This is a genomic window from Flavobacterium chilense (assembly GCF_001602525.1).
GTDB lineage: Bacteria > Bacteroidota > Bacteroidia > Flavobacteriales > Flavobacteriaceae > Flavobacterium > Flavobacterium chilense.
The window spans coordinates 275,581-296,162 of the sequence record NZ_LSYT01000001.1; the positions used below are offsets into that span (position 1 = coordinate 275,581).

The following is a 20,582-nucleotide window of genomic DNA, read 5'->3' on the forward strand; positions in this document are numbered from 1 at the left end:
AAATTTTTACACTAAAGTACTCAAATATTCGTAAACTTTAGCTGTTGGCAATCCCATAACGTTTGTATAAGAGCCTTCGACTTTTGCAACTGCCATAAAACCAAACCATTCCTGTATGCCATATGCCCCGGCTTTGTCATAAGGTTTATAGTTTTCGATATAATATAAAATTGCTTCGTCTGATAAATCCTTGAAAGTTACTTTTGTAACATCATTGATAAGGGTAGAAGTATTGTTTGTTCTAAAGCAAACCGATGTGAATACTTCATGAGTAGTATTCGACATTGATTTGATCATATCAAAGGCTTCTTGGGCATTTTTTGGCTTTCCTAAGGCTTTATTCTGGTGCCAGACAATTGTATCGCTGGTAATTAAAATTTCATTTTCTTTTAATTCTCCCTCAAACGCATTTCCTTTTAATTCTGCCAAATAATCGGTAATTTCAACTGCTTTTAATTCCGGAGGATAGATTTCTTCAATCTCTTTTAGTCTGATCTCAAAATCAAGATCTAAATCCTTAAAAAACTGCTGTCTGCGTGGTGATCCCGATGCCAGAATTAAAGTATATTTTTTTAGTTTTTCTTTAAGCATTGTATTTGATATTTAAGGTAATAACCAGAATAGATAAAATTCCGAAAAACAAAATCAGTTTTAAAACAGTACTCAAATGATGATAATCTTTTTTAGATTTTGCTGTAAATATTTTTACAATAAAATACAAAAGAGGAGCCAAAACAAAAGCAAAAGCATAAAATGTTACGATAAAAAGACTATTCTGAACAAAATAAGTATTAATATACAGCAAACATAAAATAAACGGAATTATAGCAAATCCTAAAGCTATTTTAGATGCTCTGCTAATTCCAATTGCAATTGGTAAAGTACTCATTCCTTGATTGTAATCTCCATTTACATCTTCGATGTCTTTAACTATTTCACGAACGAAGTTAATCATAAAGGCAAACAAAGCATAATCTGTTAAAATAGAAAAAAGACTTGCCATTTGAGCCTGATTCTCTGAATTAGTTACTGGAAAAAGATCAAAAACCCCAATTATGATGACACTTACAGAAAGCAATAAAGCCACTACAAAATTTCCTAAAATCATGATTTGTTTCAGGGTTGTGGCGTAAAAGTAAAGTAGCGACGCAATCAAAATAAAAAGTGAAGCAAAACCAGGCTTTGATATAATATTAGATAAAATAAACCCAATTGCAACCCCTGTTATATTAAGTCCGATATAGATATTGTATCCTGCAGTTTCAGAAATTCCTTTTCCTATTACCACATCTTCCGGTTTATTAATTGAATCTGTGGCAACATCATAGATATTATTAATTACATAACCCGCTGCTGCTATTAAAACAGTACTTAAAACTAATAATCCATATTGCCAGTCTGTTAAGGCTAATGGAATATCTTTTTGTTTTAAAAAAGCATAACGAAATAATAGCTGCATAAAAGCAAGCATAAGCAGGTTCTTGTATCGAATGAGTTTGAGGAATTTCATTTTTTTAAAGGTTCTGAGTGGCTAAGTTACTAAGGTTCTAAGTCTATTTGAGTTTCTGAAATTTAATTAAAATTAAGGACCAAATTCATAACTCATGATTCACAATTAATTTAATCGTGTTTTCCACTAAAATGTTCCATCCATTTCCCCTGAACCTTCATTACTTGCTCGATAACATCACGTGCAGCGCCTTTTCCGCCTTTTACGTGCGAAATGTAACGGCAAATATTTTTAATTTCCGGACTTGCATCTTGCGGACAAGTTGGCAATCCAACCAGTTTCATTACATGGAAATCAGGAATATCATCACCCATATACAATACCTGCTCCGGATTAATGTTATATAAATCAGTATATTCCTTAAAGGTTACAACTTTGTCAGGAGTTCCTAAATGAATATCTTTAATTCCAAGATTACGTAAACGTACACGAACGCCTTCATTACTTCCGCCAGAAATAATACATACATTATAGCCGCTTTCAACTGCTGCTTTCATTGCATAACCGTCACGAATATTCATGGTACGAAGAATTTCTCCTTCATTGGTTACAAAAACCGAACTGTCTGTAAGTACGCCATCAACATCAAAAACAAAAGTTGTGATGTCGTTCATTATTTCTTTAAAATGTTTAGCCATTATTTTGTATAGATTGGGTTAGAATTTTATATATGTTTTTTTGATTTTCATTGGTTAAATACTCTAAATGCGCCTCAATTGTTGTTGCATCATGACGTTTCGCAGGTCCGGTTTGTGCATCAACCGGATTGAGAGTTTTTATTTTTTCTGAAGTTTCCTGAATTAAAGGCTTTAAAACATCAAAAGGAACCTGATGTTCTTCGCAAATTTCCTGTCCGATTTGGTATAAATGATTTGTAAAATTATTTACAAAAACAGCAGCAACATGCAAAGCCTTTCTTTGATTTGAATTGATTGGATAAACTGCATTTGAGATACTTTTGGCCAGACTTTCTAAAACACGAAAATCAAACGTATTTTCAGCCTCCAGACACATTGGGATGGTAGAGAAATCTATTTCTTTATTTTTTGAAAATGTCTGAAGCGGGTAAAAAACTCCTTTTCTGTTTTTAGAATCCAAAACATCAAGGGAAGCTGCTCCTGAAGTATGAACAACGACCCGATTTTGAAAAGGTAATTTTTTCGCTACTTCTGAGATCGCTTTGTCCGACACTGCAATAATATAGATATCAGCTTCTTTTAAGTCTTCAAAATCATTTACAATTTTATCAAAATCAACTAGAGAAGCTAAAGTTTCCTTTTTTCTGGCATATACCTGTACAATTTCGACAAGTTCACTTTTCGCGAAAGCTTTTATCAAATGCTGGGCAACATTTCCGGAACCAATTAGGGTTATTCGAATCATAGCGCAAAATTAGCATTATTTTTTTTAAAGTATTGTCTTTTAATTTAAGAGAAATAAAATGAATCTGGTTCTAATTTATAAATGATGAATAATATTTTTTGTAAATAAAGAATTGTTAATATTGTTATGTTTTTTCCTATATATTTGCAATTAAAATGAAATTCTATATTTAAAAACAAGAAATTTAAAATGAAAAAAAGTATTATCAGCATTGCTTTATTTTTAATTACAGCAATTGGCTTTGCCCAACAAATTGGAGATGGATTTGCACCTTTTTATATCACAGACTTTTCAGGAGTATTAAAATCAGGAACATATGGCGGATATGGGCAAATTGCAGGAAAAGTTCCGGATGTTTCCAATGATTGGAACCATTTATTTGTTATTAGGCATGGCAACGAAAATAATAATTATCAATTGCAAATAGCTTCTTCTTTTTCAGAAAATGATAGATTATTTTTCAGAAAAATTGCTGCGACAGGATTATTATCAAGAAATTCTACATGGATAGAATTGGCAACAAGAGGGGCTAATGAATTTACTGGAAAACAACAAATAAATGGATTTGTTAAAATTCAATCTGCTAATTCAAATTATGATGAAAATCTACGTTTACTACCTTCAACTACAGGAGATTATTCAAGCATTGCATTAGGAGCAGTTGCAGGTGATTCAGGAACCGGAATAGGGCAATGGACAATAGTTAGATATCCTGCTATCAGTAATTATATGTTTAGCTTAAGATATAATTCTACGGATTATTTTAATATTCTTAACAATGGAAATATTGGTATTGGCATAACAAACCCTAAAAATAAATTAGATGTAAATGGATCAATTCATTCTCAGGAAGTAAAAGTAGATATGCTTGGCTGGTCAGATTTTGTTTTTAAAAAAGAATATAATTTACCATCTCTTACAGAAGTTGAAAAGCATATTGCTGAAAAAGGACATTTAGCAAATATACCAAGTGAAGAAGAAGTGTTGAAGAATGGCATTAACTTGGGAGAAATGAACGCTAAATTATTGCAAAAAATAGAAGAGTTAACACTTTATATGATAGAAATAAAAAAAGAGAATACTGAAATGAAGAATAAACAAGTAGAGCTTGAAAATACAGTTAGAGAACTTAATAGTAAATTAAAATAATGAAAAAAATAATTACACTTGTTGCTGTATTTTTTACTGCTTCATATTCTTTTTCTCAGCAAATTGGAGATTATGGATACGCACCATTTATAAATGAGTTCAATATTCCTCTTAAGTCAGGACTTTATACAGGTCTAAATGCTTTAGGAGCAGGACCGGATACTAGTAGCCCTAGACAATATCTATTTTTAATAAGACATATAGATTCAAATAATAATCATCAATTACAACTTTCATCGTCCTATACAGAAAACGATAGATTTTTTTTTAGAAAAATTGCTAATGATTTAACACCTTCTAATTCTAAATGGTTTGAAGTTGCAACAAGAGGGACTAATACTTTTATAGGAGACCAGGTTATTAATGGAAATGTTGGTCTTGGAACAATAACACCATCTTCTTATGAACATGGTGGGAATAATAAATTTTTAGAGATATATAATTCAAACACGACTGTACATTCTCAATCACATATTATTTTGTCGTCAGGAGCAAATCTTCCTAATAGTTCTATAGGAACTATGACATGGGCATTACCAAATACAACTTCTAACTTTAAAGGAGCAGGTTATTTAGTTATGAGAACAGAGAATTCATCAACAAGTTCAAAACCAGCAACAGCAATGGTTTTTGCAACTAGAAGTGCAACTAATGATTTTTGGAGTGAACAAATGATAATTAATAGCTTAGGTAATGTGGGCATAGGTCTTATAAACCCAAATAATAAATTAGACGTGAATGGAACAATTCATTCTAAAGAAGTAAAAGTAGATATGCTTGGCTGGTCTGATTTTGTGTTTAAGAAAGAATATAATTTACCATCTCTCGCAGAAGTTGAAAAACATATTGCCGAAAAAGGACATTTAGAAAACATACCAAGTGAAGAAGAAGTGTTGAAAAACGGCATTAACTTAGGAGAAATGAACGCTAAATTGTTGCAAAAAATAGAAGAACTAACGCTTTATATGATAGAGATGAAAAAGGAAAATATAGAAATGAAAAAGGAAAATACTGAAATAAAAAATAAACAAATACAATTAGAAAACAAAGTTAAAGAACTTACAAATAAGTTAAAGTAATGAAAAAGATTGTTATAATAATTTTAAACCTACTCGCAATATCAAACTCATTTTCACAACAAATCAGTGATGGTTATGCACCTGGTATAGGCGATTATACAATTCCTCTTACATCAGGAGTTTATAGTGGTACAAATGCTATAGGTGGGATTCCTGACGCTAGCCATGGTTGGAATCATATATTTGTAATTAGACATGGAAATCCAAATAATAATCACCAATTACAGATAGCAAGTTCATTTTCTGAAAATGATAGAATCTTTTTTCGAAAAATCGCAAGTGATTTAACTCCATCAAATCCTACTTGGACTGAATTAGCAACAAGAGGCGCAAATAATTTTATAGGTAGTCAGAATATGATAGGTACTCTTAAAATTCAATCAGCAAATGCTAATTATAACGAAAATTTGCGATTATTGCCTTCAACTACAGGAGATTTTTCATCGATTGTATTAGGTGCTGTTGCAGGTGATTCAGGAACGGGAGTAGGACAATGGTCAATAATAAGATATCCAGTAGCTTTTGATTATATGTTTAGTCTAAGATACAATTCTACAGATTATTTTAATATTTTAAGTAATGGAAATATTGGTATTGGTATAACCAATCCCAAAAATAAACTAGAGGTAAAAGGAGTGATTCATTCCCAAGAGGTTAAAGTCGACATGCTTGGATGGTCAGATTTTGTTTTTAAAAAAGAATATAATTTGCCATCTCTTACGGAAGTTGAAAAGCATATTGCTGAAAAAGGACATTTGGAAAATATACCAAGTGAAGAAGAGGTATTAAAAAATGGCATTAACCTAGGAGAAATGAACGCTAAATTATTACAAAAAATAGAAGAGCTAACATTATACTCTATACAACAAGCTAAAGAAATAGAATCATTAAAAGAAGAGAATAAATCCTTTAAAAAACTATCTGAAAGGCTTGCTAAAATTGAGGAAAAGCTTAATTAGTTTTACTGCATAAAATTTGACAACAGATTACAAGTATTTGCATTTTTACTCATAATATTAATTTATAGTGTTCGGGTGCACAAAAAAATGTTTTAAACACTACAATCTATTGTCATCAAAAATAAATTTCATAAAATTATATAATTATGTTTTTGTAAAATTAAGTCTACATTTTTGATAAATTGATCAGTTTTAGTATTCCTTATTTGGTTTTTATTAACAAATAACACCTATCTCGAATCAACATTTTTAAGTATTTTTGTGCCACTTTTATACAATGTAATTCCTCAAAAATGGATAAAAAAATATTCTCTTTTTTGTTTTCTACACGATTAATGTCTGTTCTTTTTTTAACATTTGCAATCACCATGGGTGTTGGTACTTTTATCGAAAGTAAATACAATACAGACACAGCCCGAATTTTAATTTATAACACCTGGTGGTTTGAAGCGATTATGGTCTTTTTTATGATCAATTTCTTCGGAAATATTAAACGTTATCAATTACATAAAAAAGAAAAATGGGCAACACTTATACTTCATATTGCCTTTATTTTTATTCTTTTAGGAGCATTTATTACACGTTACATTAGTTACGAAGGGATGATGCCAATTCGTGAAGGTGCTGCCGAAAACCAAGTCTATTCAGATAAGACATTCTTAACTGTTTTTGCAGATGGTGAATATAAGGGCGAAATGAAACGCAGAGTTTTTGAAAAAAACGTATTGTTTTCACCTGTTACTAATAATGATTTTACACTTTCTGGTAAATTTGACGAAACTCCTTTTGAAGTTACCTATGTAAACTACATCATGGGAGCAAAAGAAACTATCAAACCGGCTGCAAACGGAGCTTTATATCTTAAATTAGTCGAAGCAGGAGCAGGCGGACGTGAAGAGCATTTCCTAAAAGAAGGAGAAGTTCAGAACATTCATAATGTACTGTTTGCTTTGAATAAACAAACTGAAGGTGCTATTAACATCAATACAACTGGCGAAAAATATACGATTCAGACCCCTTTTGAAGGAGAGTTTATGCGAATGGCAGATAAACTCAAAGGAACTGTAACCAAAGATAATGTTCAGCCTCTTATGATGCGTTCCTTATATAGCATTGGTGATATCAGAATTGTATTTCCGGATCCTGCTGTAAAAGGGGTGGTAGATTACGAGTCTAATAATGATTACAAAGCCAAATCGCATCATGATGCCCTGGTTGTAAAAGTTAAAGCTGATGGACAGGAAAAAGAAGTAAGACTTTTAGGTTCCAAAGGTAGTGTAGGGGAGGCTCAAACGGTGAAAATTGGTAAAATTGAATATAGTTTATTCTATGGAAGTAAAGCCTACATATTACCGTTTAAAATAAAACTAAACGATTTTATTGCTACAAAATATCCGGGAACCGATAAAAGTTATTCTGCTTTTGAAAGTAAAGTAACCGTTTTGGATTCAACAGAAACTTTTAATGCTGATATTTATATGAATCACGTTTTAGATCATAAAGGATACCGATTTTTTCAATCTTCATTTGATCCGGACGAAAAAGGAACTGTATTATCAGTGAACCATGATTTCTGGGGAACTAACATTACTTATTTTGGATATTTTATGCTTTATTTAGGTTTAATGGCAATTATGTTTACAAAACATTCTCGTTTTGGTGATTTGAAACGTAAATTGGAAAACGTTAAAAAGAAAAAAGAAAAACTGATTACCATTCTGGTATTAATGATTGGTTTAAGTGGTTTTGCACAACAAAACCCACATGTTCATTCACACGATCATGATCACGCACATTCAGCAGATCCAAACGATCATGCGAATCATGTTACAGCTCCGCCAAGCCAAAAACAACTGGATTCTTTATTGACTATTTATAAAGCTCCGGAAGCTCATGCTGCTAAATTTGGACGTTTGATTATTCAGGATGCCGGAGGCAGAATGAAACCTATTAATACTTTCTCATCAGAGTTATTAAGAAAAGTTAGCCAAAGTGATACTTATAACGGAATGAATTCTGATCAGGTATTTCTGTCTATGACTCAATACGCTCAGGTTTGGATACAGATTCCGCTTATTCATTTAAGAGCAGGAAATGATAGTATTCGTAAAATTATTGGTGTAGATAAAGAAGCAAAACGTGCTCCGTTTATTCAGTTTTTCGATGCAAATGGAAACTACAAACTTTCTCCTTATTTAGATGCAGCATATAAAGCCGGAAATCCAAATCAGTTTGAAAAAGATTTTATCGAAACAGATAAAAGAGTAAACTTAATGGAATCTGCTTTAAGCGGAAGTATATTAAAAATATTCCCTATTCCGAATGACCCGGGCAACAAATGGGTTTCTTTCTTAGAAAGACAAAACGGAGGTTTTAAAGGAATGGATTCTACTTATGTGGCACAAATTCTACCAATGTATTTTAGTGCATTAAATAACGGTTCAATTTCTAAAAACTTTGATACTGCAGACCACCTGGTTGAAAGCATTAATGGATTTCAAAAGAAATTTGGAAGCAAAGTGCACCCAAGTGAACAAAAAATTGATGCTGAAATCGCCTACAACAAATACGATGTTTTCATGAAACTTCCGTATTGGTACTTAACAGTTTCTTTATTAATGTTGTTATTTACGATTTTAAATATCTTCTTTGAGAAAAAATGGCTTCGTATTACAGTAAATGGCTTTCATATTCTTGTAGGTTTGCTATTCGCACTTCATACTTTAGGATTAATAGCACGCTGGTACATTTCAGGTCACGCACCATGGAGTAATGCTTATGAATCGATTATATATGTAGCCTGGGCAACCATGTTCTTTGGATTAGCATTTGATAGAAAATCAAAACTTACTGTTGCTTCATCTGCCTTTGTTACGGCTATGATTTTGATGGCAGCTTATATGAACTGGATCGATCCTGAAATTGCAAATTTACAACCGGTTCTTAATTCTTATTGGTTAATGATTCACGTAGCTGTAATTGTTGGAAGTTACGGTCCTTTTGCACTGGGTATGATTTTAGGCTTTGTGGGATTGGTATTAACTTTCTTTACTACCGAAAAGAACAAAGTCAAAATGGATCTGAACATAAAAGAAATTACATATATCAATGAAATGGCCCTTACAATTGGTTTGATCATGTTAACTATTGGTAACTTCTTAGGAGGGCAATGGGCAAATGAGAGCTGGGGACGTTACTGGGGATGGGATCCAAAAGAAACCTGGGCTTTAATCTCTATTATGGTCTATGCCTTTGTAATTCACGCTCGTTTTGTACCTTCATTAAGAGGACAATGGTTCTTTAATTTAATGAGTATGTACGCTTTTGTTTCGATTTTATTTACGTATTACGGAGTAAACTTCCATTTAGTAGGTTTACATTCTTATGCAACCGGAGAAGCACATTCATTAAGTTGGATCTGGTATACATTAGGAACAATTACCGCAATTGGTGCTATAACATATCCAAAGTATCGTAAGTACTATAAAAAGAAAAAATAATAAGATATATAGTTTTATTAATTCATACAAAAGGTTCAACTTTACGGTTGAACCTTTTGTATTTAAATTCTCGAATAAAATAAGTCAATAAGCTTTCTTTAATTATTTACTTTTTTTTAATCCATTTGGGAACATAATTGCCAGAAGCACGATAATGAGTAAGAAATTATATTCTACGCCATTTCTTCCGCCGCCTACAACAAACCAACCTTCTTTAAAATGAACTAATACAATTCCCATAATCAAAACAAAAATGGTTACAAATCCTGCAAGCTTGATGTATTTGTTAAGAATTAAAAGTATAGCAGCAATAATATGAGATAGTTTAATGAGCCAGGCCAGAAGAACACCAAAAGGCGCAAATCCAATTTGATTTAAATATAAATTTCCAAAATCATTAATTCCGTTATCAAACATTCCAAAAACAGAATGGGTGAGGAGGATAAGGGCAACAGCGAGTCGCAAGAGTAAAGTTCCGTTCATGGTTTAGTGTTTTGATTTATAGCTGGGTTATTCAAATTAAAAATAATAAAAAACGCACATTAAATAGATTAATATGCGTTTTTGGGTTCTATAACAAGTTTACTTTTAAACTTTTCCTAAAGTATATAATTGTGTCATTGTAGGCGTTAAACTTCCTCCGGCTGGTTCCAGTGTGATTCCAAAAGCTTCTGCCGAATCTGTCTGACTTACAGCAAAGATTTTTTGACTGTTTGCTTCAAAATTATCCAGTAAACCTATACTTGTTGGAGTAAGTACCGGACTTAATTTTAAAGACCACACTTGATAAACCATTCCTTTTGGAGGTGTTGGTAAACCAGCAGCATCAATATAAGTTGTTTTTGTGTCTTTGTTCCAGTACACTTTTGCAAATGAACTTGGAGAAACTGCCTGTCCGCCAAGCGTAACACCAGTGTTTTTAATATCCCTAACGATACTTAGATTTTTCTGGGTTTCTTTATTTTGTTGATCTAAGAAAGCATAATCTCTTTGGATTTTGTTTTTCTCGTTACCAACAGTTGCAATAGTTTCTTTTGTTTTTGTAAGTTCTAAAGTTTGATACCCAAGACCTAAAAGTAAAAGTACTGCAGCAGCCCAGCCCACATATTGAGTCCAGCTTGAAGCCGGTTTCATTTCGACTACTTTGCCATGTTTAAGTTCTAAACGGGCTTTTATCTTTTCGAAATTGGCTACCGAGTGAAAAGGTGAAAAACTTGATGATAAAGCAACAATAGCTTTTTCTATCGAAATAATTTCCTGATCAACATCCGGATTCTTCTTGGCCAATTCTGCTATTTCCAGATTTTCAGTTTCGGTTAATAAACCATAAACGTATAATTCCAGAATTCCTGATTCTATATATTCTTGTGCTTCCATTATATTTTTAGATAATTTCTTAAATCGTTAATACAGTTTCTGTTTTGCGTTTTGATAGTTCCCAATGGCATTGCCAGTTCTTCTGAAGCTTCTTGTTGGGTATATCCTTTAAAAAATAATAAATCAATAATTTCGATACATTTTGGTTTCAGTTTTTTGACGAATTCCTGAATACCAATGGTATCAATTCTATTAGTTAATTTATTACTGTCGTCTAACAGATTTACGAAATTATCTGAAGAAAGGTTTTTTTGGCTGTTATTAAAATTTTTGGATCTTAATTTGTCTATTGAGGTATTCCTAGCAATATTAAGGATCCATGTATAAAATCGACCTTTACTTTCGTTATAAGAATCGATGTTTTTCCAGATTTTGACAAAAACTTCCTGCAAAACATCTTCAGCCTCTTCTCGATTTTTTATAAGAACATTAATAACTGAAAATAAACTTTTTGAGTACATATCGTACAAATGGGTAAAAGCTCTTTCGTCTTTCTTGTAAATTAATACTAATAATTCTTCTTGACTCATAGATTGGGATTTTTAAGCTTAAACTAATTTTTTGGAAACATTTTCATGCCTGAAGATAAAGGTAATTTATTTTTTTGTGAAAATTGCATTTTTTTTAACAGGCTAAAACCTAGTAAAATAAGGGGTTTTAAAAAAAATATGATTTTTTTTCAATTTTTTAAAACCAAAAGTAATCCAGTTTCGTATATGCTATTATAACATCAGATGATAAGGCCGTAAAATAGCAGTAAGCCTTAAAACGAAATGAAAATTCTGATATTTAAAATTTAAAGAAAATTAAATTTTAACAATTGATTTCTAAAATACTGTAAAATAAATCTCAATAAATTAAAAGTTGATATTATGAATAACACATATAATTTGAAAATATTGATTGTGGGTTTAACAACAGTTTTAGCATTGGCAAGCTTTAGCAAAAGTGATTTTACCAAAGAACTTGCCCGAAATCAGGAATTGAGATTTTAGATAGTATTGAAATATTTGATTAGCGTATAAATATAATTCCATTTAAATAAAGAATAGTTGATGTCCTTGGACTTCCAATCAGAAAGTTTAAATAAGAAATTAAAATACCAGATTCATCTTATTATTAGAATTAGTAAATTTTAAGATATAAACGCCAGAAATAAAATATAGAACTTAGAAGGTATTATAATTCCAAGTAAGATTTTCAATATAACCGGGGCATCAGCTATATTTTAAAATAAAAATATAAAATAATATAACAATTAATTCATGGTTTGATTTGTTTGTATGGGGGGAAGCCTAGCGTCTGATTAACGCTAGGCTTCAATTTTTTATTTAACTTATGTTTAATAAAAATAAAGACCTTCAAATCATGCTGTAAAACAGATTTTAACTAATTTTATAAAAAATTATCCAATGAAAAAAATAGCATTTATAGCATGTAGCCTTGTACTATTAGCCGGTACACAAATTCAGGCTCAAACCAGTAAAAATAAATTATCTAAAACAGATAAAGTCATGGCAAAAGAAACCATTTATCAATTTAAAGTTGAAGATTTATCAGGAGACACTTTTGATTTTGCTTCTCTAAAAGGAAAGAAAGTAATGATTGTAAATACCGCTTCAAAATGCGGACTAACACCTCAATACAAAGATCTTGAAGCAATTTACAAACAATATAAAGATAAAGGTTTTGTAATTGTAGGTTTTCCTGCTAACAATTTTGCTTCACAGGAACCAGGAACAAACAAAGAAATTGAAACATTTTGCCAGCAAAACTATGGTGTAACTTTTCCTATGATGGATAAAGTTTCTGTAAAAGGTGATGATATGTGCGAAGTGTACAAATTCCTGACACAAAAGTCTAAAAATGGCTTACAGGATTCTGAAGTTGAATGGAATTTTCAAAAATACCTAATCAACGAGAAAGGAGAACTGGTAAAAGTTATCAAACCAAAAACATTACCAACAGATCCTGAAATTATCAACTGGATAAAAAGTTAAAAACTATCGTAATTAAAAAATCCACAAACCAGAAAATCATTCGGGTTTGTGGATTTTTTATTTATAATCTAATGCATTTTAAACTAAAATTAACTGCATGAAAACCAAATCAAGCCAGTGATCAAATTTGTATCCTACCTCGCGAATAGTTCCTGTTGCCACAAAGCCAAATCGTTCATGAAACGCAATACTTCCGGCATTATCAGCATCGATAGCGCCAATCATAACATGATACCCCTGTTCTTTTGCAAGACGAATTAATTCCGATAATAATTTAGATCCAATGCCTTTTCCTATCACATGATCAACCACATACACAGAATGCTCAACCGTATATTGATAACCAATTTTTTCACGAAACTGACCATAACTACCAAAACCTACAACTTCACCATCTAAATCGGCTACAACAATGGGCAGATTTTTAGCTGTTTTATCTTCAAACCATTTCGTTTGCACTTCAAGAGTCTGAATATCGTAACTATAATTTGCAGTAGTATGTAAAATGGAGTGGTTTACAATTTCAAGAATTTTTTCTAAATCCTTGGTTGTGGCTGGTCTGAGTTTTAGGTTCATTATTTATATACTTGTTTTTTATTATTTGCTATTGAGTTCAGCTAATAAAGCATCTACATCTTTAGTACTCCATGTCATTTCAGTACAAATGACCTTGGCGTCCTTCGCATATTTGAGTGCTGATTTTTTATCTTTTATTTTATTATAGAGCCTGGCTAATAGCAGGTTTCCATCATAAGAATCATTTAATTCTATAGAATGTTTTACCCAAAAAATAGATTTTTTTAAACTCTCGGCATCAGCAATATGTTTTAAATATGTTTGTCCGATATCTTTTAGAAAACTGGCATCATTCCATACTAATTTCTCAGTATTTTCAAGTGTTACTTTTTTGTAAAATTGCCATTTTTCTGTTCTTTCCGCTAAAGTCAAATCAAATTTAAAAACTAAAGAATCCGTTTTCTGTAAGCGAATAGACTTTGCAACTTCTCTTTGTTTATAATAGTTTACCGTATCTAAATTATCAACATACGGACGAAGTAATTCTGAAACAATATTTTCAATTTTACGATCAATACGATTTTGAGAAGCCACAACCGCAAATTCTTTCTGATGATTTAGAACGTATTGAAACTCTCTTGATTTTATATCCGTAACACCATTAGCAATAACACGCCAGTTGGTCTCGCTTACCAATTGTGCATCAGATTGCGTATTAAGATAAGTATGGGTTGGAATTGATAAATCGGTTCTGTCTTTTCCTTTTTTTAGTGTATTCAGGTAAGTAAAAAATTTGTTCACATCACTCGGATCAGCAAGAAACTGTTTCTCTAAATATGGTAATTGCATTTTAGGGTTTAAAGCATAGTTGGCTTCTGTTAAAAAATCTTCCTTTTTAGATTCTCCTTTCAAAGCATACAAAAGTGTTTCATTATTGGGATCTATAAACAAAAAAGTAGGCAATGATTTAGTATTGTATTTGTCCCTAAGCGCAATTCCTTCCTCTTTTTCAATATTTTTCCAGGAACACACATAATGTTTTTTTAAAAAATCCATTACAGCAGGATCGCTAAAAACTTCTTTTTTCATTTGGTTACAATGCGGACACCAGTCTGCATACAGCATTACAAAAAGAGGTTTTCCCTGAGTTTTTGCATTCTCCAAGGCAGTTTTATAAGGAACATCATCCGGAATAAACTGATTTTGAGCATTTGTGGCTTGTAAAGAAATAAAAAACAGGAGTGTATATATGAAACGCATAACAGGTTTATTTGTATTAAAAAATCATTTATACAAATATATCCCCTTTTTCTAAAAACAAGCCTTAATATCTTCCTATTTATAAGTTAAATCCAACACGAAGTTTGTAACTTTGTGATATCAAAAAAAATCTGAGCCTTTAGATTTTTTTTCAAAAAGTAATACACCATAAGAATGATTTACCCCAAAATAGCGCTTGCACAAAGCATTATCGAAATTTGTATAGCAAAAGGAATCACCAATATTATAATTTCTCCCGGATCAAGAAATGCACCCCTGACAATTGGATTTGCACAAAATCCAAACTTTAAATGTTACAGCATTGCAGACGAACGTTGTGCAGCTTTTTTTGCCTTGGGAATTGCCCAGCAAACACAATTGCCAACTGCTGTTGTTTGCACTTCAGGATCTGCTTTATTAAATTATTATCCGGCTGTAGCCGAAGCTTTTTACAGTCAGATTCCGTTAATTGTAATTTCGGCAGATCGTCCGCAAAGTAAGATTGACATTGGGGACGGACAAACCATTCGTCAGGAAAATGTTTTTCAGAATCATTCTGTTTTTAATGCCAATTTAAACGAAGAAGCCTCTGTTGAAAACGATTTAAAAATCAATAAAGCGATCGAAACTGCTATACTTCAAAAAGGCCCCGTTCATATCAATGCACCTTTTGAAGAACCATTATACGAAACCGTTGAAACACTTTCTGTAGAGCCAAAAATCACACATTCAGAAGAAATCATCGGAACCAAAATTATTGAAAATGAAGCTGATATTATTTCGATCTGGAATGCTGCCAGCCGTAAACTTGTTTTAGTAGGGGTAAACGAAGCAAATGCTATAGACGATAAAATTGTTGAAAATCTTGCCAATGATCCTTCGGTTGTAGTGTTAACAGAAACAACTTCAAACTTACATCATCCTGATTTTATTAATAGTATTGATACTTTAATTACACCTTTTGATGATGATGATTTTGAAGCTTTTAATCCCGAAATCCTAATCACTTTTGGCGGAATGATTGTCTCAAAAAGAATTAAAGGCTTTTTAAGAAAATACAAACCAAAACACCATTGGCATATTGATGCTTTACGTGCTTATGATACGTTTGGTGCCTTAACACAGCATTTTGTCATGAAACCAAACGATTTTTTTAATGAATTACTGTCTAAAACCAGTTTAACAGAAAGTAATTATTTTAAAGAAATTAAGGAAGTTTATGATTTGAGAAAATTAAAAAGAAATGCCTATTTGAAAAAAATAGCTTTTTCTGATTTTAAAGTTTTTGAAAAAGTAATTGAATCCCTTCCTGAAAATAGTCAGCTGCAAATTAGTAACAGTTCTGCAATTCGATACGCACAGTTAATTCATATAGATCCTTCAATCGAAGTTTTCTGTAATCGCGGAACCAGCGGAATCGACGGAAGCACATCAACCGCTATTGGAGCAGCTGTTGGCAATAACAAACAAACTGTTTTCATTACCGGAGATATCAGTTTTTTATACGATAGTAATGCATTATGGAATTCATATATTCCTAAAAACTTCAAAATTATTTTAATTAATAATGGTGGAGGGGGAATCTTCAGGATTTTACCAGGACATCAGGAAAAACCGGTATTTAATACGTATTTCGAAACTTCACATCACTTAACGGCAGAACATTTGGCCAAAATGTACAAACTGAATTATTTTGTCGCTTCTGATGCAGAGTCATTAGAAAAAAGTATTGAGTTACTTTATGCAACAAATGATGAACCAGCAATTTTAGAAGTTTTTACTCCAACTTTTGAAAACGATATTATTTTAAAACAATATTTTAAAGAACTTATCTAAATTCAGTTTATTCTTTAAACAAAAAAAGCGCCTAAATTGGCGCTTTTTTTGTTTTCATGATTATCTAATCGGAATTGGAAATACAGGCAAGCTGGCATGCCCTAAAGCATCAACCGTTTGGACTGCAAAAAAGTAATTGTCTTTAGAATAAGGTATTTCAGCCTTTGTATTCTTTACAAAAAAAGTTTTCTCCCATTGAGAAGACGAAGTCTCTCTCATTAAAATCTGATAACCGTATGGCGCTTTTCCTTCCGGAGCAGTCCAGGCCAAAGCCGAAGAATTTGAAAGCTCTTTGACTTCGATGCCTACATTAACCGGAGCTTTTGGTGACCAGGCTAAATTAGCCAGAGTAGCTAAATTTGAACAGGTGTTTTTTCTCAGGTATTCAAAATCCATGAATTCTACTAAATCACCATATTTGATACCATTTTCAGTTCTTAAATCCTGATGCTGGTGATCAAAATTTTCATTCATTTCACAAAAACGAACCGCTGCAAATCCGTTTTGACTAAACGGAGTATGGTCGCCGCCACGTAAAAAACGATCGTTTCGGTAAACCAGCTTAACTTTTAGCTGATCTACATATTGCTCAGTGACTGTTTTAATATAACGGGCCAATAATCTCGAAGGACTATCGTTATCACGACTGGTCGCTTTACGCATTTTGGCTTCATCTTCAGTTTCTAAAAACGGAATAGTTTCACTAAAGATTCTCACTTGTGTATTATCTCTCAAATTTGTTCCGCTTGATAAACTATTTCCAATCATGTCATTATTAAGCATTGCGATAATATTCCAGTTAGATTCTCTGGCATATTCTGCAAGATGACGTGCACCAATAAGCCCTTGTTCTTCGCCAACTACAGCAACAAAAACAATAGTTGCAGGAAAAGACCTTTTACTCATTACCTTCGCTAATTCGATTACGGCAGCTACCCCGGAGCCATCATCATTTGCACCAGGCGCATCAGATTTTATATTCATAACATCAGAAACCCTCGAATCAAGATGTCCGCTTATAACAAGGACACGATTGTCATTTGGGTCAGTTCCTTTTAAAGTTGCCATAACATTTCCAAGCTGGCTATCTTTATCTACACGTTTTCCATCTGCTTTAACAGTAAAATAATCTATTGTCGAAGTAAGTCTTCCGTTAGATTCCAAAGCAAATTTATCAAACTCAGATTTTACCCATTGTTGTGCTGCTCCAATACCTTTTGTTTTACTTTTTGTATCGCTTAAAGTATGTCTTGTACCAAAAGAAACTAATTTTCGAACAGTAGCTTCCAGGTTCTCAGCTTTAATTTCGGTAATCATTTTTTTTATTTCAGGATCTTCAACTGCCTGAGCAATTGAAATTTGTGTAAAAAACACAAGGGTAAAAACGGAATAAAATAAGGTCTTTTTCATTGATTTGAGATTAATTTCAGATTCTCAAATTTAATTAAAAAAATATCAAACCGGTAAAAGTGATGCAGTAGTTTTTTATTTAAAACATTTTCGTCGTACCATTTTCAAACTTCGTACATTTGCACCATAAAAACTTAGCTACTTTACGGCTTAGAACTTGAAGAATATGATTGAAATAGGAAAATACAACACCCTAACTATATTACGTGATACCAAAGTTGGTTTATTTTTAGGAAATCCTGAAAAAGACCCGGAAGGGATTCACGATATTTTATTACCAAACAAATACGTTCCAAATGAATTTGAAATAGGCGAAGAGCTTGTTGTTTTTGTGTATCTGGATCACGAACAACGCCCTGTTGCTACAACATTAGAACCTTATATTTTATTAAATGAATTTGCACTTTTAAGAGTTAATTACATTAATAATGTGGGAGCTTTTATGGATTGGGGAATGGAAAAAGATATTCTGGTTCCGTTTAAAGAGCAGGCACGTCCGATGGAAAAAGGAAAACGTTATTTAGTTTACCTTTATATGGATAAAAAAACCAATCGTTTGGTAGCTTCAAGTAAATTGAATCAATTTTTAAATAACGATCAGCTTACAGTTGAAAAAGGCGAAGAAGTTGATTTAATAGTTTCGCATATTACTGAATTAGGAATCAATGTTATCATCAATGAACAGCATAAAGGTTTGTTATACAAAGATGAAGTTTATGATGACGCCATAAGAACCGGAGACAGAATGCGTGGTTATATTAAAAATATACGTCCTGATAATAAAATTGATGTTGCACTGCAAGCTCAGGGATATCAGAGTATTGAACCAAATGCAGAGAAAATACTGGACGAATTAAGAGCCAATCGCGGTTTTTTACGTTTAAACGATAATTCGCATCCTGAGGATATTAAAACCGTTTTAAAAATGAGTAAAAAGACCTTCAAAAAAGCAATTGGGGCTTTATATAAAGACAAACTCATTGAAATTAAAGAAGATGGAATTTATCTTGTAAAAGAATAATTCAGGTCACTTATAAACGATATTAACAGAAAAGGCTACTCATTACAAGTAGCCTTTCCCTTTTTATTCTAGTTTTAAAAAAAATTGTAATTAAAAAAAAACAGAAATAAAATAATTCGAATCCATTCAGGAAATAATAGCTTTATGAATTTTAGAAACTATCCCCTAAAATGGTATGTCTTTAAACAATCTATACATTCATATTAAAATCAAAGATTCAATTTCACGGCTAGTCCATTTGGTTTAATAAAATAACTTATAGAAAGTTTTAGTTAGCATTTTTCCTCTTTTCGTAATCAATCTGATACTAATTACATAAACAATTCCAGCGTTTAACCTTAGGTGCTACTATCTCCTTTTTGAAGTTTCTACAAATGAATAAATCATTTGCTCATTAATCAAAGGCTTATGAATAAAAACCATAAAAAAATGAGCGACAAATTTTTTAAATTTTCTCAAAAAAATCATTTTTTAGGTTAATAAATCAGTGAAAGAAAATCAATCTAAAACCAATGAAATAAAATGTATCTCATTGATTTATAGGGTGTAAAATTACTTATTATTTTTTGAAACTAATGTTAAAAAATGTTATTTTTTGTAAGACAATACTAATTGTTAACATTAGAACTTATTTTCTCACAGACTTAAAGCAAATACAGTAGGTAAAAATATAAAAATGATTTATTTTTACACTATAATTTTTAAAATAAACAAATAGCAATGGATTGGATTACAGCCAGAGAATTCGAAGATATAACGTATAAAAAATGTAACGGAGTTGCCAGAATTGCCTTTAACAGACCAAATGTTAGAAATGCTTTTCGTCCTAAAACAACTTCAGAATTGTACCAGGCTTTTTACGATGCACAGGAAGACACTTCGATTGGAGTAGTTTTACTTTCTGCCGAAGGGCCATCAACAAAAGATGGCGTTTATTCTTTTTGCAGCGGAGGTGATCAAAACGCACGCGGACATCAGGGTTATGTTGGAGAAGACGGTCAGCATCGTTTAAATATTCTTGAAGTACAACGTTTAATTCGCTTTATGCCAAAAGTCGTTATTGCAGTTGTTCCGGGTTGGGCAGTTGGAGGCGGACACAGTTTACATGTAGTTTGCGATATGACACTGGCAAGTAAAGAACACGCTATTTTTAAACAAACAGATGCTGATGTTACCAGTTTTGACGGAGGTTACGGATCTGCTTATCTGGCAAAAATGGTAGGTCAGAAAAAAGCACGTGAAATATTTTTCTTAGGAAGAAACTATTCAGCTCAGGAAGCTTTTGAAATGGGAATGGTTAATGCTGTAATTCCACACGATGAGTTAGAAGCTACCGCATACGAATGGGCTCAGGAAATACTTCAAAAATCACCAACTTCTATAAAAATGCTAAAATTCGCCATGAACTTAACAGACGACGGAATGGTTGGTCAGCAAGTTTTTGCCGGAGAAGCAACTCGTCTTGCTTATATGACCGAAGAAGCAAAAGAAGGAAGAAATGCTTTCTTAGAAAAAAGAAAACCAAACTTCGGAGAAAACAAATGGCTTCCATAAAGAAGTTATAAAATAGTTTCGGGTTTCA

19 protein-coding genes are annotated in these 20,582 nt (G+C 32.1%); 9 read left to right on the top strand and 10 right to left on the bottom strand.

What is annotated here, in order from left to right; translation table 11 throughout:
- Nucleotides 1-6: 6 nt before the first annotated feature.
- The 4 genes from A4F88_RS01020 to A4F88_RS01035 form a co-directional block, all read right to left on the bottom strand.
- On the bottom strand, nucleotides 7-591 hold the full coding sequence (locus A4F88_RS01020; RefSeq protein WP_068840682.1) for a Maf-like protein: 585 nt from the start codon (nucleotides 589-591) through the stop codon (nucleotides 7-9).
- Nucleotides 584-1,510, bottom strand: coding sequence for a geranylgeranylglycerol-phosphate geranylgeranyltransferase (locus A4F88_RS01025; protein WP_073075418.1), 927 nt, complete (start codon nucleotides 1,508-1,510; stop codon nucleotides 584-586). Before A4F88_RS01025 ends, A4F88_RS01020 begins: the two co-directional genes overlap by 8 nt.
- 110 nt (nucleotides 1,511-1,620) lie before the next feature.
- On the bottom strand, nucleotides 1,621-2,148 hold the full coding sequence (locus A4F88_RS01030; protein WP_068840684.1) for a KdsC family phosphatase: 528 nt from the start codon (nucleotides 2,146-2,148) through the stop codon (nucleotides 1,621-1,623).
- A complete protein-coding gene (locus A4F88_RS01035) occupies nucleotides 2,141-2,893 on the bottom strand; it encodes a Rossmann-like and DUF2520 domain-containing protein (protein ID WP_068840685.1) in 753 nt (250 codons plus the stop codon). Before A4F88_RS01035 ends, A4F88_RS01030 begins: the two co-directional genes overlap by 8 nt.
- 189 nt (nucleotides 2,894-3,082) lie before the next feature.
- Between A4F88_RS01035 and A4F88_RS01040 the strand changes: the two genes are divergently transcribed.
- From A4F88_RS01040 to A4F88_RS01055, 4 genes are all read left to right on the top strand, one after another.
- Nucleotides 3,083-4,042, top strand: coding sequence for a hypothetical protein (locus A4F88_RS01040; protein ID WP_068840686.1), 960 nt, complete (start codon nucleotides 3,083-3,085; stop codon nucleotides 4,040-4,042).
- On the top strand, nucleotides 4,042-5,121 hold the full coding sequence (locus A4F88_RS25650) for a hypothetical protein (RefSeq protein WP_178368479.1): 1,080 nt from the start codon (nucleotides 4,042-4,044) through the stop codon (nucleotides 5,119-5,121). The genes A4F88_RS01040 and A4F88_RS25650 overlap by 1 nt, the downstream gene beginning before the upstream one ends.
- The gene (locus tag A4F88_RS01050; RefSeq protein WP_068840687.1) at nucleotides 5,121-6,080 is read left to right on the top strand and encodes a hypothetical protein; all 960 of its coding nucleotides are present in this window, start codon (nucleotides 5,121-5,123) and stop codon (nucleotides 6,078-6,080) included. Before A4F88_RS25650 ends, A4F88_RS01050 begins: the two co-directional genes overlap by 1 nt.
- 293 nt (nucleotides 6,081-6,373) lie before the next feature.
- Entirely contained in the window at nucleotides 6,374-9,580 is a 3,207-nt protein-coding gene (locus A4F88_RS01055; RefSeq protein ID WP_068840688.1) for a cytochrome c biogenesis protein CcsA, read from the top strand.
- A gap of 102 nt (nucleotides 9,581-9,682) precedes the next feature.
- On the opposite strand, the gene A4F88_RS01060 is transcribed toward A4F88_RS01055, so the two are convergent.
- The 3 genes from A4F88_RS01060 to A4F88_RS01070 all read right to left on the bottom strand — a co-directional run bounded on the left by A4F88_RS01060 (nucleotide 9,683) and on the right by A4F88_RS01070 (nucleotide 11,487).
- Nucleotides 9,683-10,063: a DoxX family protein gene (locus A4F88_RS01060; protein WP_068840689.1), complete on the bottom strand. Its 381-nt coding sequence runs from the start codon at nucleotides 10,061-10,063 to the stop codon at nucleotides 9,683-9,685.
- Between the two features lie 105 nt (nucleotides 10,064-10,168).
- A complete protein-coding gene (locus A4F88_RS01065; protein WP_068840690.1) occupies nucleotides 10,169-10,957 on the bottom strand; it encodes an anti-sigma factor in 789 nt (262 codons plus the stop codon).
- Entirely contained in the window at nucleotides 10,957-11,487 is a 531-nt protein-coding gene (locus A4F88_RS01070; protein ID WP_068840691.1) for an RNA polymerase sigma factor, read from the bottom strand. The genes A4F88_RS01065 and A4F88_RS01070 overlap by 1 nt, the downstream gene beginning before the upstream one ends.
- Before the next feature lie 342 nt (nucleotides 11,488-11,829).
- Here A4F88_RS01070 and A4F88_RS25825 point away from each other — a divergent pair, with 342 nt between their 5' ends.
- Complete coding sequence (locus A4F88_RS25825; RefSeq protein WP_262494445.1) at nucleotides 11,830-11,952, top strand: hypothetical protein; 123 nt, start codon at nucleotides 11,830-11,832, stop codon at nucleotides 11,950-11,952.
- Nucleotides 11,953-12,369: 417 nt separating this feature from the next.
- Nucleotides 12,370-12,957, top strand: a complete 588-nt coding sequence (locus tag A4F88_RS01075) for a glutathione peroxidase (protein WP_068840692.1) — start codon at nucleotides 12,370-12,372, stop codon at nucleotides 12,955-12,957.
- A gap of 78 nt (nucleotides 12,958-13,035) precedes the next feature.
- Here the strand turns inward: A4F88_RS01075 and A4F88_RS01080 are convergent, their stop codons facing one another.
- Both A4F88_RS01080 and A4F88_RS01085 read right to left on the bottom strand, forming a co-directional pair.
- Nucleotides 13,036-13,533, bottom strand: a complete 498-nt coding sequence (locus tag A4F88_RS01080) for a GNAT family N-acetyltransferase (RefSeq protein WP_068840693.1) — start codon at nucleotides 13,531-13,533, stop codon at nucleotides 13,036-13,038.
- Between the two features lie 21 nt (nucleotides 13,534-13,554).
- Complete coding sequence (locus A4F88_RS01085) at nucleotides 13,555-14,733, bottom strand: thioredoxin family protein (RefSeq protein ID WP_068840694.1); 1,179 nt, start codon at nucleotides 14,731-14,733, stop codon at nucleotides 13,555-13,557.
- Nucleotides 14,734-14,907: 174 nt separating this feature from the next.
- Between A4F88_RS01085 and menD the strand changes: the two genes are divergently transcribed.
- Nucleotides 14,908-16,569 carry a 2-succinyl-5-enolpyruvyl-6-hydroxy-3-cyclohexene-1-carboxylic-acid synthase gene (menD, locus tag A4F88_RS01090; protein ID WP_068840695.1) on the top strand — a complete coding sequence of 554 codons (1,662 nt, stop codon included), beginning with the start codon at nucleotides 14,908-14,910 and terminating at the stop codon, nucleotides 16,567-16,569.
- A gap of 60 nt (nucleotides 16,570-16,629) precedes the next feature.
- Here the strand turns inward: menD and A4F88_RS01095 are convergent, their stop codons facing one another.
- The gene (locus tag A4F88_RS01095; RefSeq protein WP_068840696.1) at nucleotides 16,630-17,979 is read right to left on the bottom strand and encodes a M28 family metallopeptidase; all 1,350 of its coding nucleotides are present in this window, start codon (nucleotides 17,977-17,979) and stop codon (nucleotides 16,630-16,632) included.
- A gap of 166 nt (nucleotides 17,980-18,145) precedes the next feature.
- On the opposite strand from A4F88_RS01095, the gene A4F88_RS01100 reads away from it, so the two are divergent.
- Together A4F88_RS01100 and A4F88_RS01105 are read left to right on the top strand one after the other, a co-directional pair.
- Nucleotides 18,146-19,000 (top strand): CvfB family protein, encoded by an 855-nt coding sequence (locus tag A4F88_RS01100; RefSeq protein ID WP_068840697.1) that lies wholly within the window; start codon nucleotides 18,146-18,148, stop codon nucleotides 18,998-19,000.
- A gap of 720 nt (nucleotides 19,001-19,720) precedes the next feature.
- Nucleotides 19,721-20,554, top strand: a complete 834-nt coding sequence (locus tag A4F88_RS01105; protein WP_053473251.1) for a 1,4-dihydroxy-2-naphthoyl-CoA synthase — start codon at nucleotides 19,721-19,723, stop codon at nucleotides 20,552-20,554.
- Nucleotides 20,555-20,582: the final 28 nt, after the last annotated feature.

Bases quoted from the DNA above. Each gene is read 5' to 3' on its own strand.
- A4F88_RS01020 (WP_068840682.1), bottom strand. From the start codon at position 591: ATGCTTAAAGAAAAACTAAAAAAATATACTTTAATTCTGGCATCGGGA.
- A4F88_RS01025 (WP_073075418.1), bottom strand. From the start codon at position 1,510: ATGAAATTCCTCAAACTCATTCGATACAAGAACCTGCTTATGCTTGCT.
- A4F88_RS01030 (WP_068840684.1), bottom strand. From the start codon at position 2,148: ATGGCTAAACATTTTAAAGAAATAATGAACGACATCACAACTTTTGTT.
- A4F88_RS01035 (WP_068840685.1), bottom strand. From the start codon at position 2,893: ATGATTCGAATAACCCTAATTGGTTCCGGAAATGTTGCCCAGCATTTG.
- A4F88_RS01040 (WP_068840686.1), top strand. From the start codon at position 3,083: ATGAAAAAAAGTATTATCAGCATTGCTTTATTTTTAATTACAGCAATT.
- A4F88_RS25650 (WP_178368479.1), top strand. From the start codon at position 4,042: ATGAAAAAAATAATTACACTTGTTGCTGTATTTTTTACTGCTTCATAT.
- A4F88_RS01050 (WP_068840687.1), top strand. From the start codon at position 5,121: ATGAAAAAGATTGTTATAATAATTTTAAACCTACTCGCAATATCAAAC.
- A4F88_RS01055 (WP_068840688.1), top strand. From the start codon at position 6,374: ATGGATAAAAAAATATTCTCTTTTTTGTTTTCTACACGATTAATGTCT.
- A4F88_RS01060 (WP_068840689.1), bottom strand. From the start codon at position 10,063: ATGAACGGAACTTTACTCTTGCGACTCGCTGTTGCCCTTATCCTCCTC.
- A4F88_RS01065 (WP_068840690.1), bottom strand. From the start codon at position 10,957: ATGGAAGCACAAGAATATATAGAATCAGGAATTCTGGAATTATACGTT.
- A4F88_RS01070 (WP_068840691.1), bottom strand. From the start codon at position 11,487: ATGAGTCAAGAAGAATTATTAGTATTAATTTACAAGAAAGACGAAAGA.
- A4F88_RS25825 (WP_262494445.1), top strand. From the start codon at position 11,830: ATGAATAACACATATAATTTGAAAATATTGATTGTGGGTTTAACAACA.
- A4F88_RS01075 (WP_068840692.1), top strand. From the start codon at position 12,370: ATGAAAAAAATAGCATTTATAGCATGTAGCCTTGTACTATTAGCCGGT.
- A4F88_RS01080 (WP_068840693.1), bottom strand. From the start codon at position 13,533: ATGAACCTAAAACTCAGACCAGCCACAACCAAGGATTTAGAAAAAATT.
- A4F88_RS01085 (WP_068840694.1), bottom strand. From the start codon at position 14,733: ATGCGTTTCATATATACACTCCTGTTTTTTATTTCTTTACAAGCCACA.
- menD (WP_068840695.1), top strand. From the start codon at position 14,908: ATGATTTACCCCAAAATAGCGCTTGCACAAAGCATTATCGAAATTTGT.
- A4F88_RS01095 (WP_068840696.1), bottom strand. From the start codon at position 17,979: ATGAAAAAGACCTTATTTTATTCCGTTTTTACCCTTGTGTTTTTTACA.
- A4F88_RS01100 (WP_068840697.1), top strand. From the start codon at position 18,146: ATGATTGAAATAGGAAAATACAACACCCTAACTATATTACGTGATACC.
- A4F88_RS01105 (WP_053473251.1), top strand. From the start codon at position 19,721: ATGGATTGGATTACAGCCAGAGAATTCGAAGATATAACGTATAAAAAA.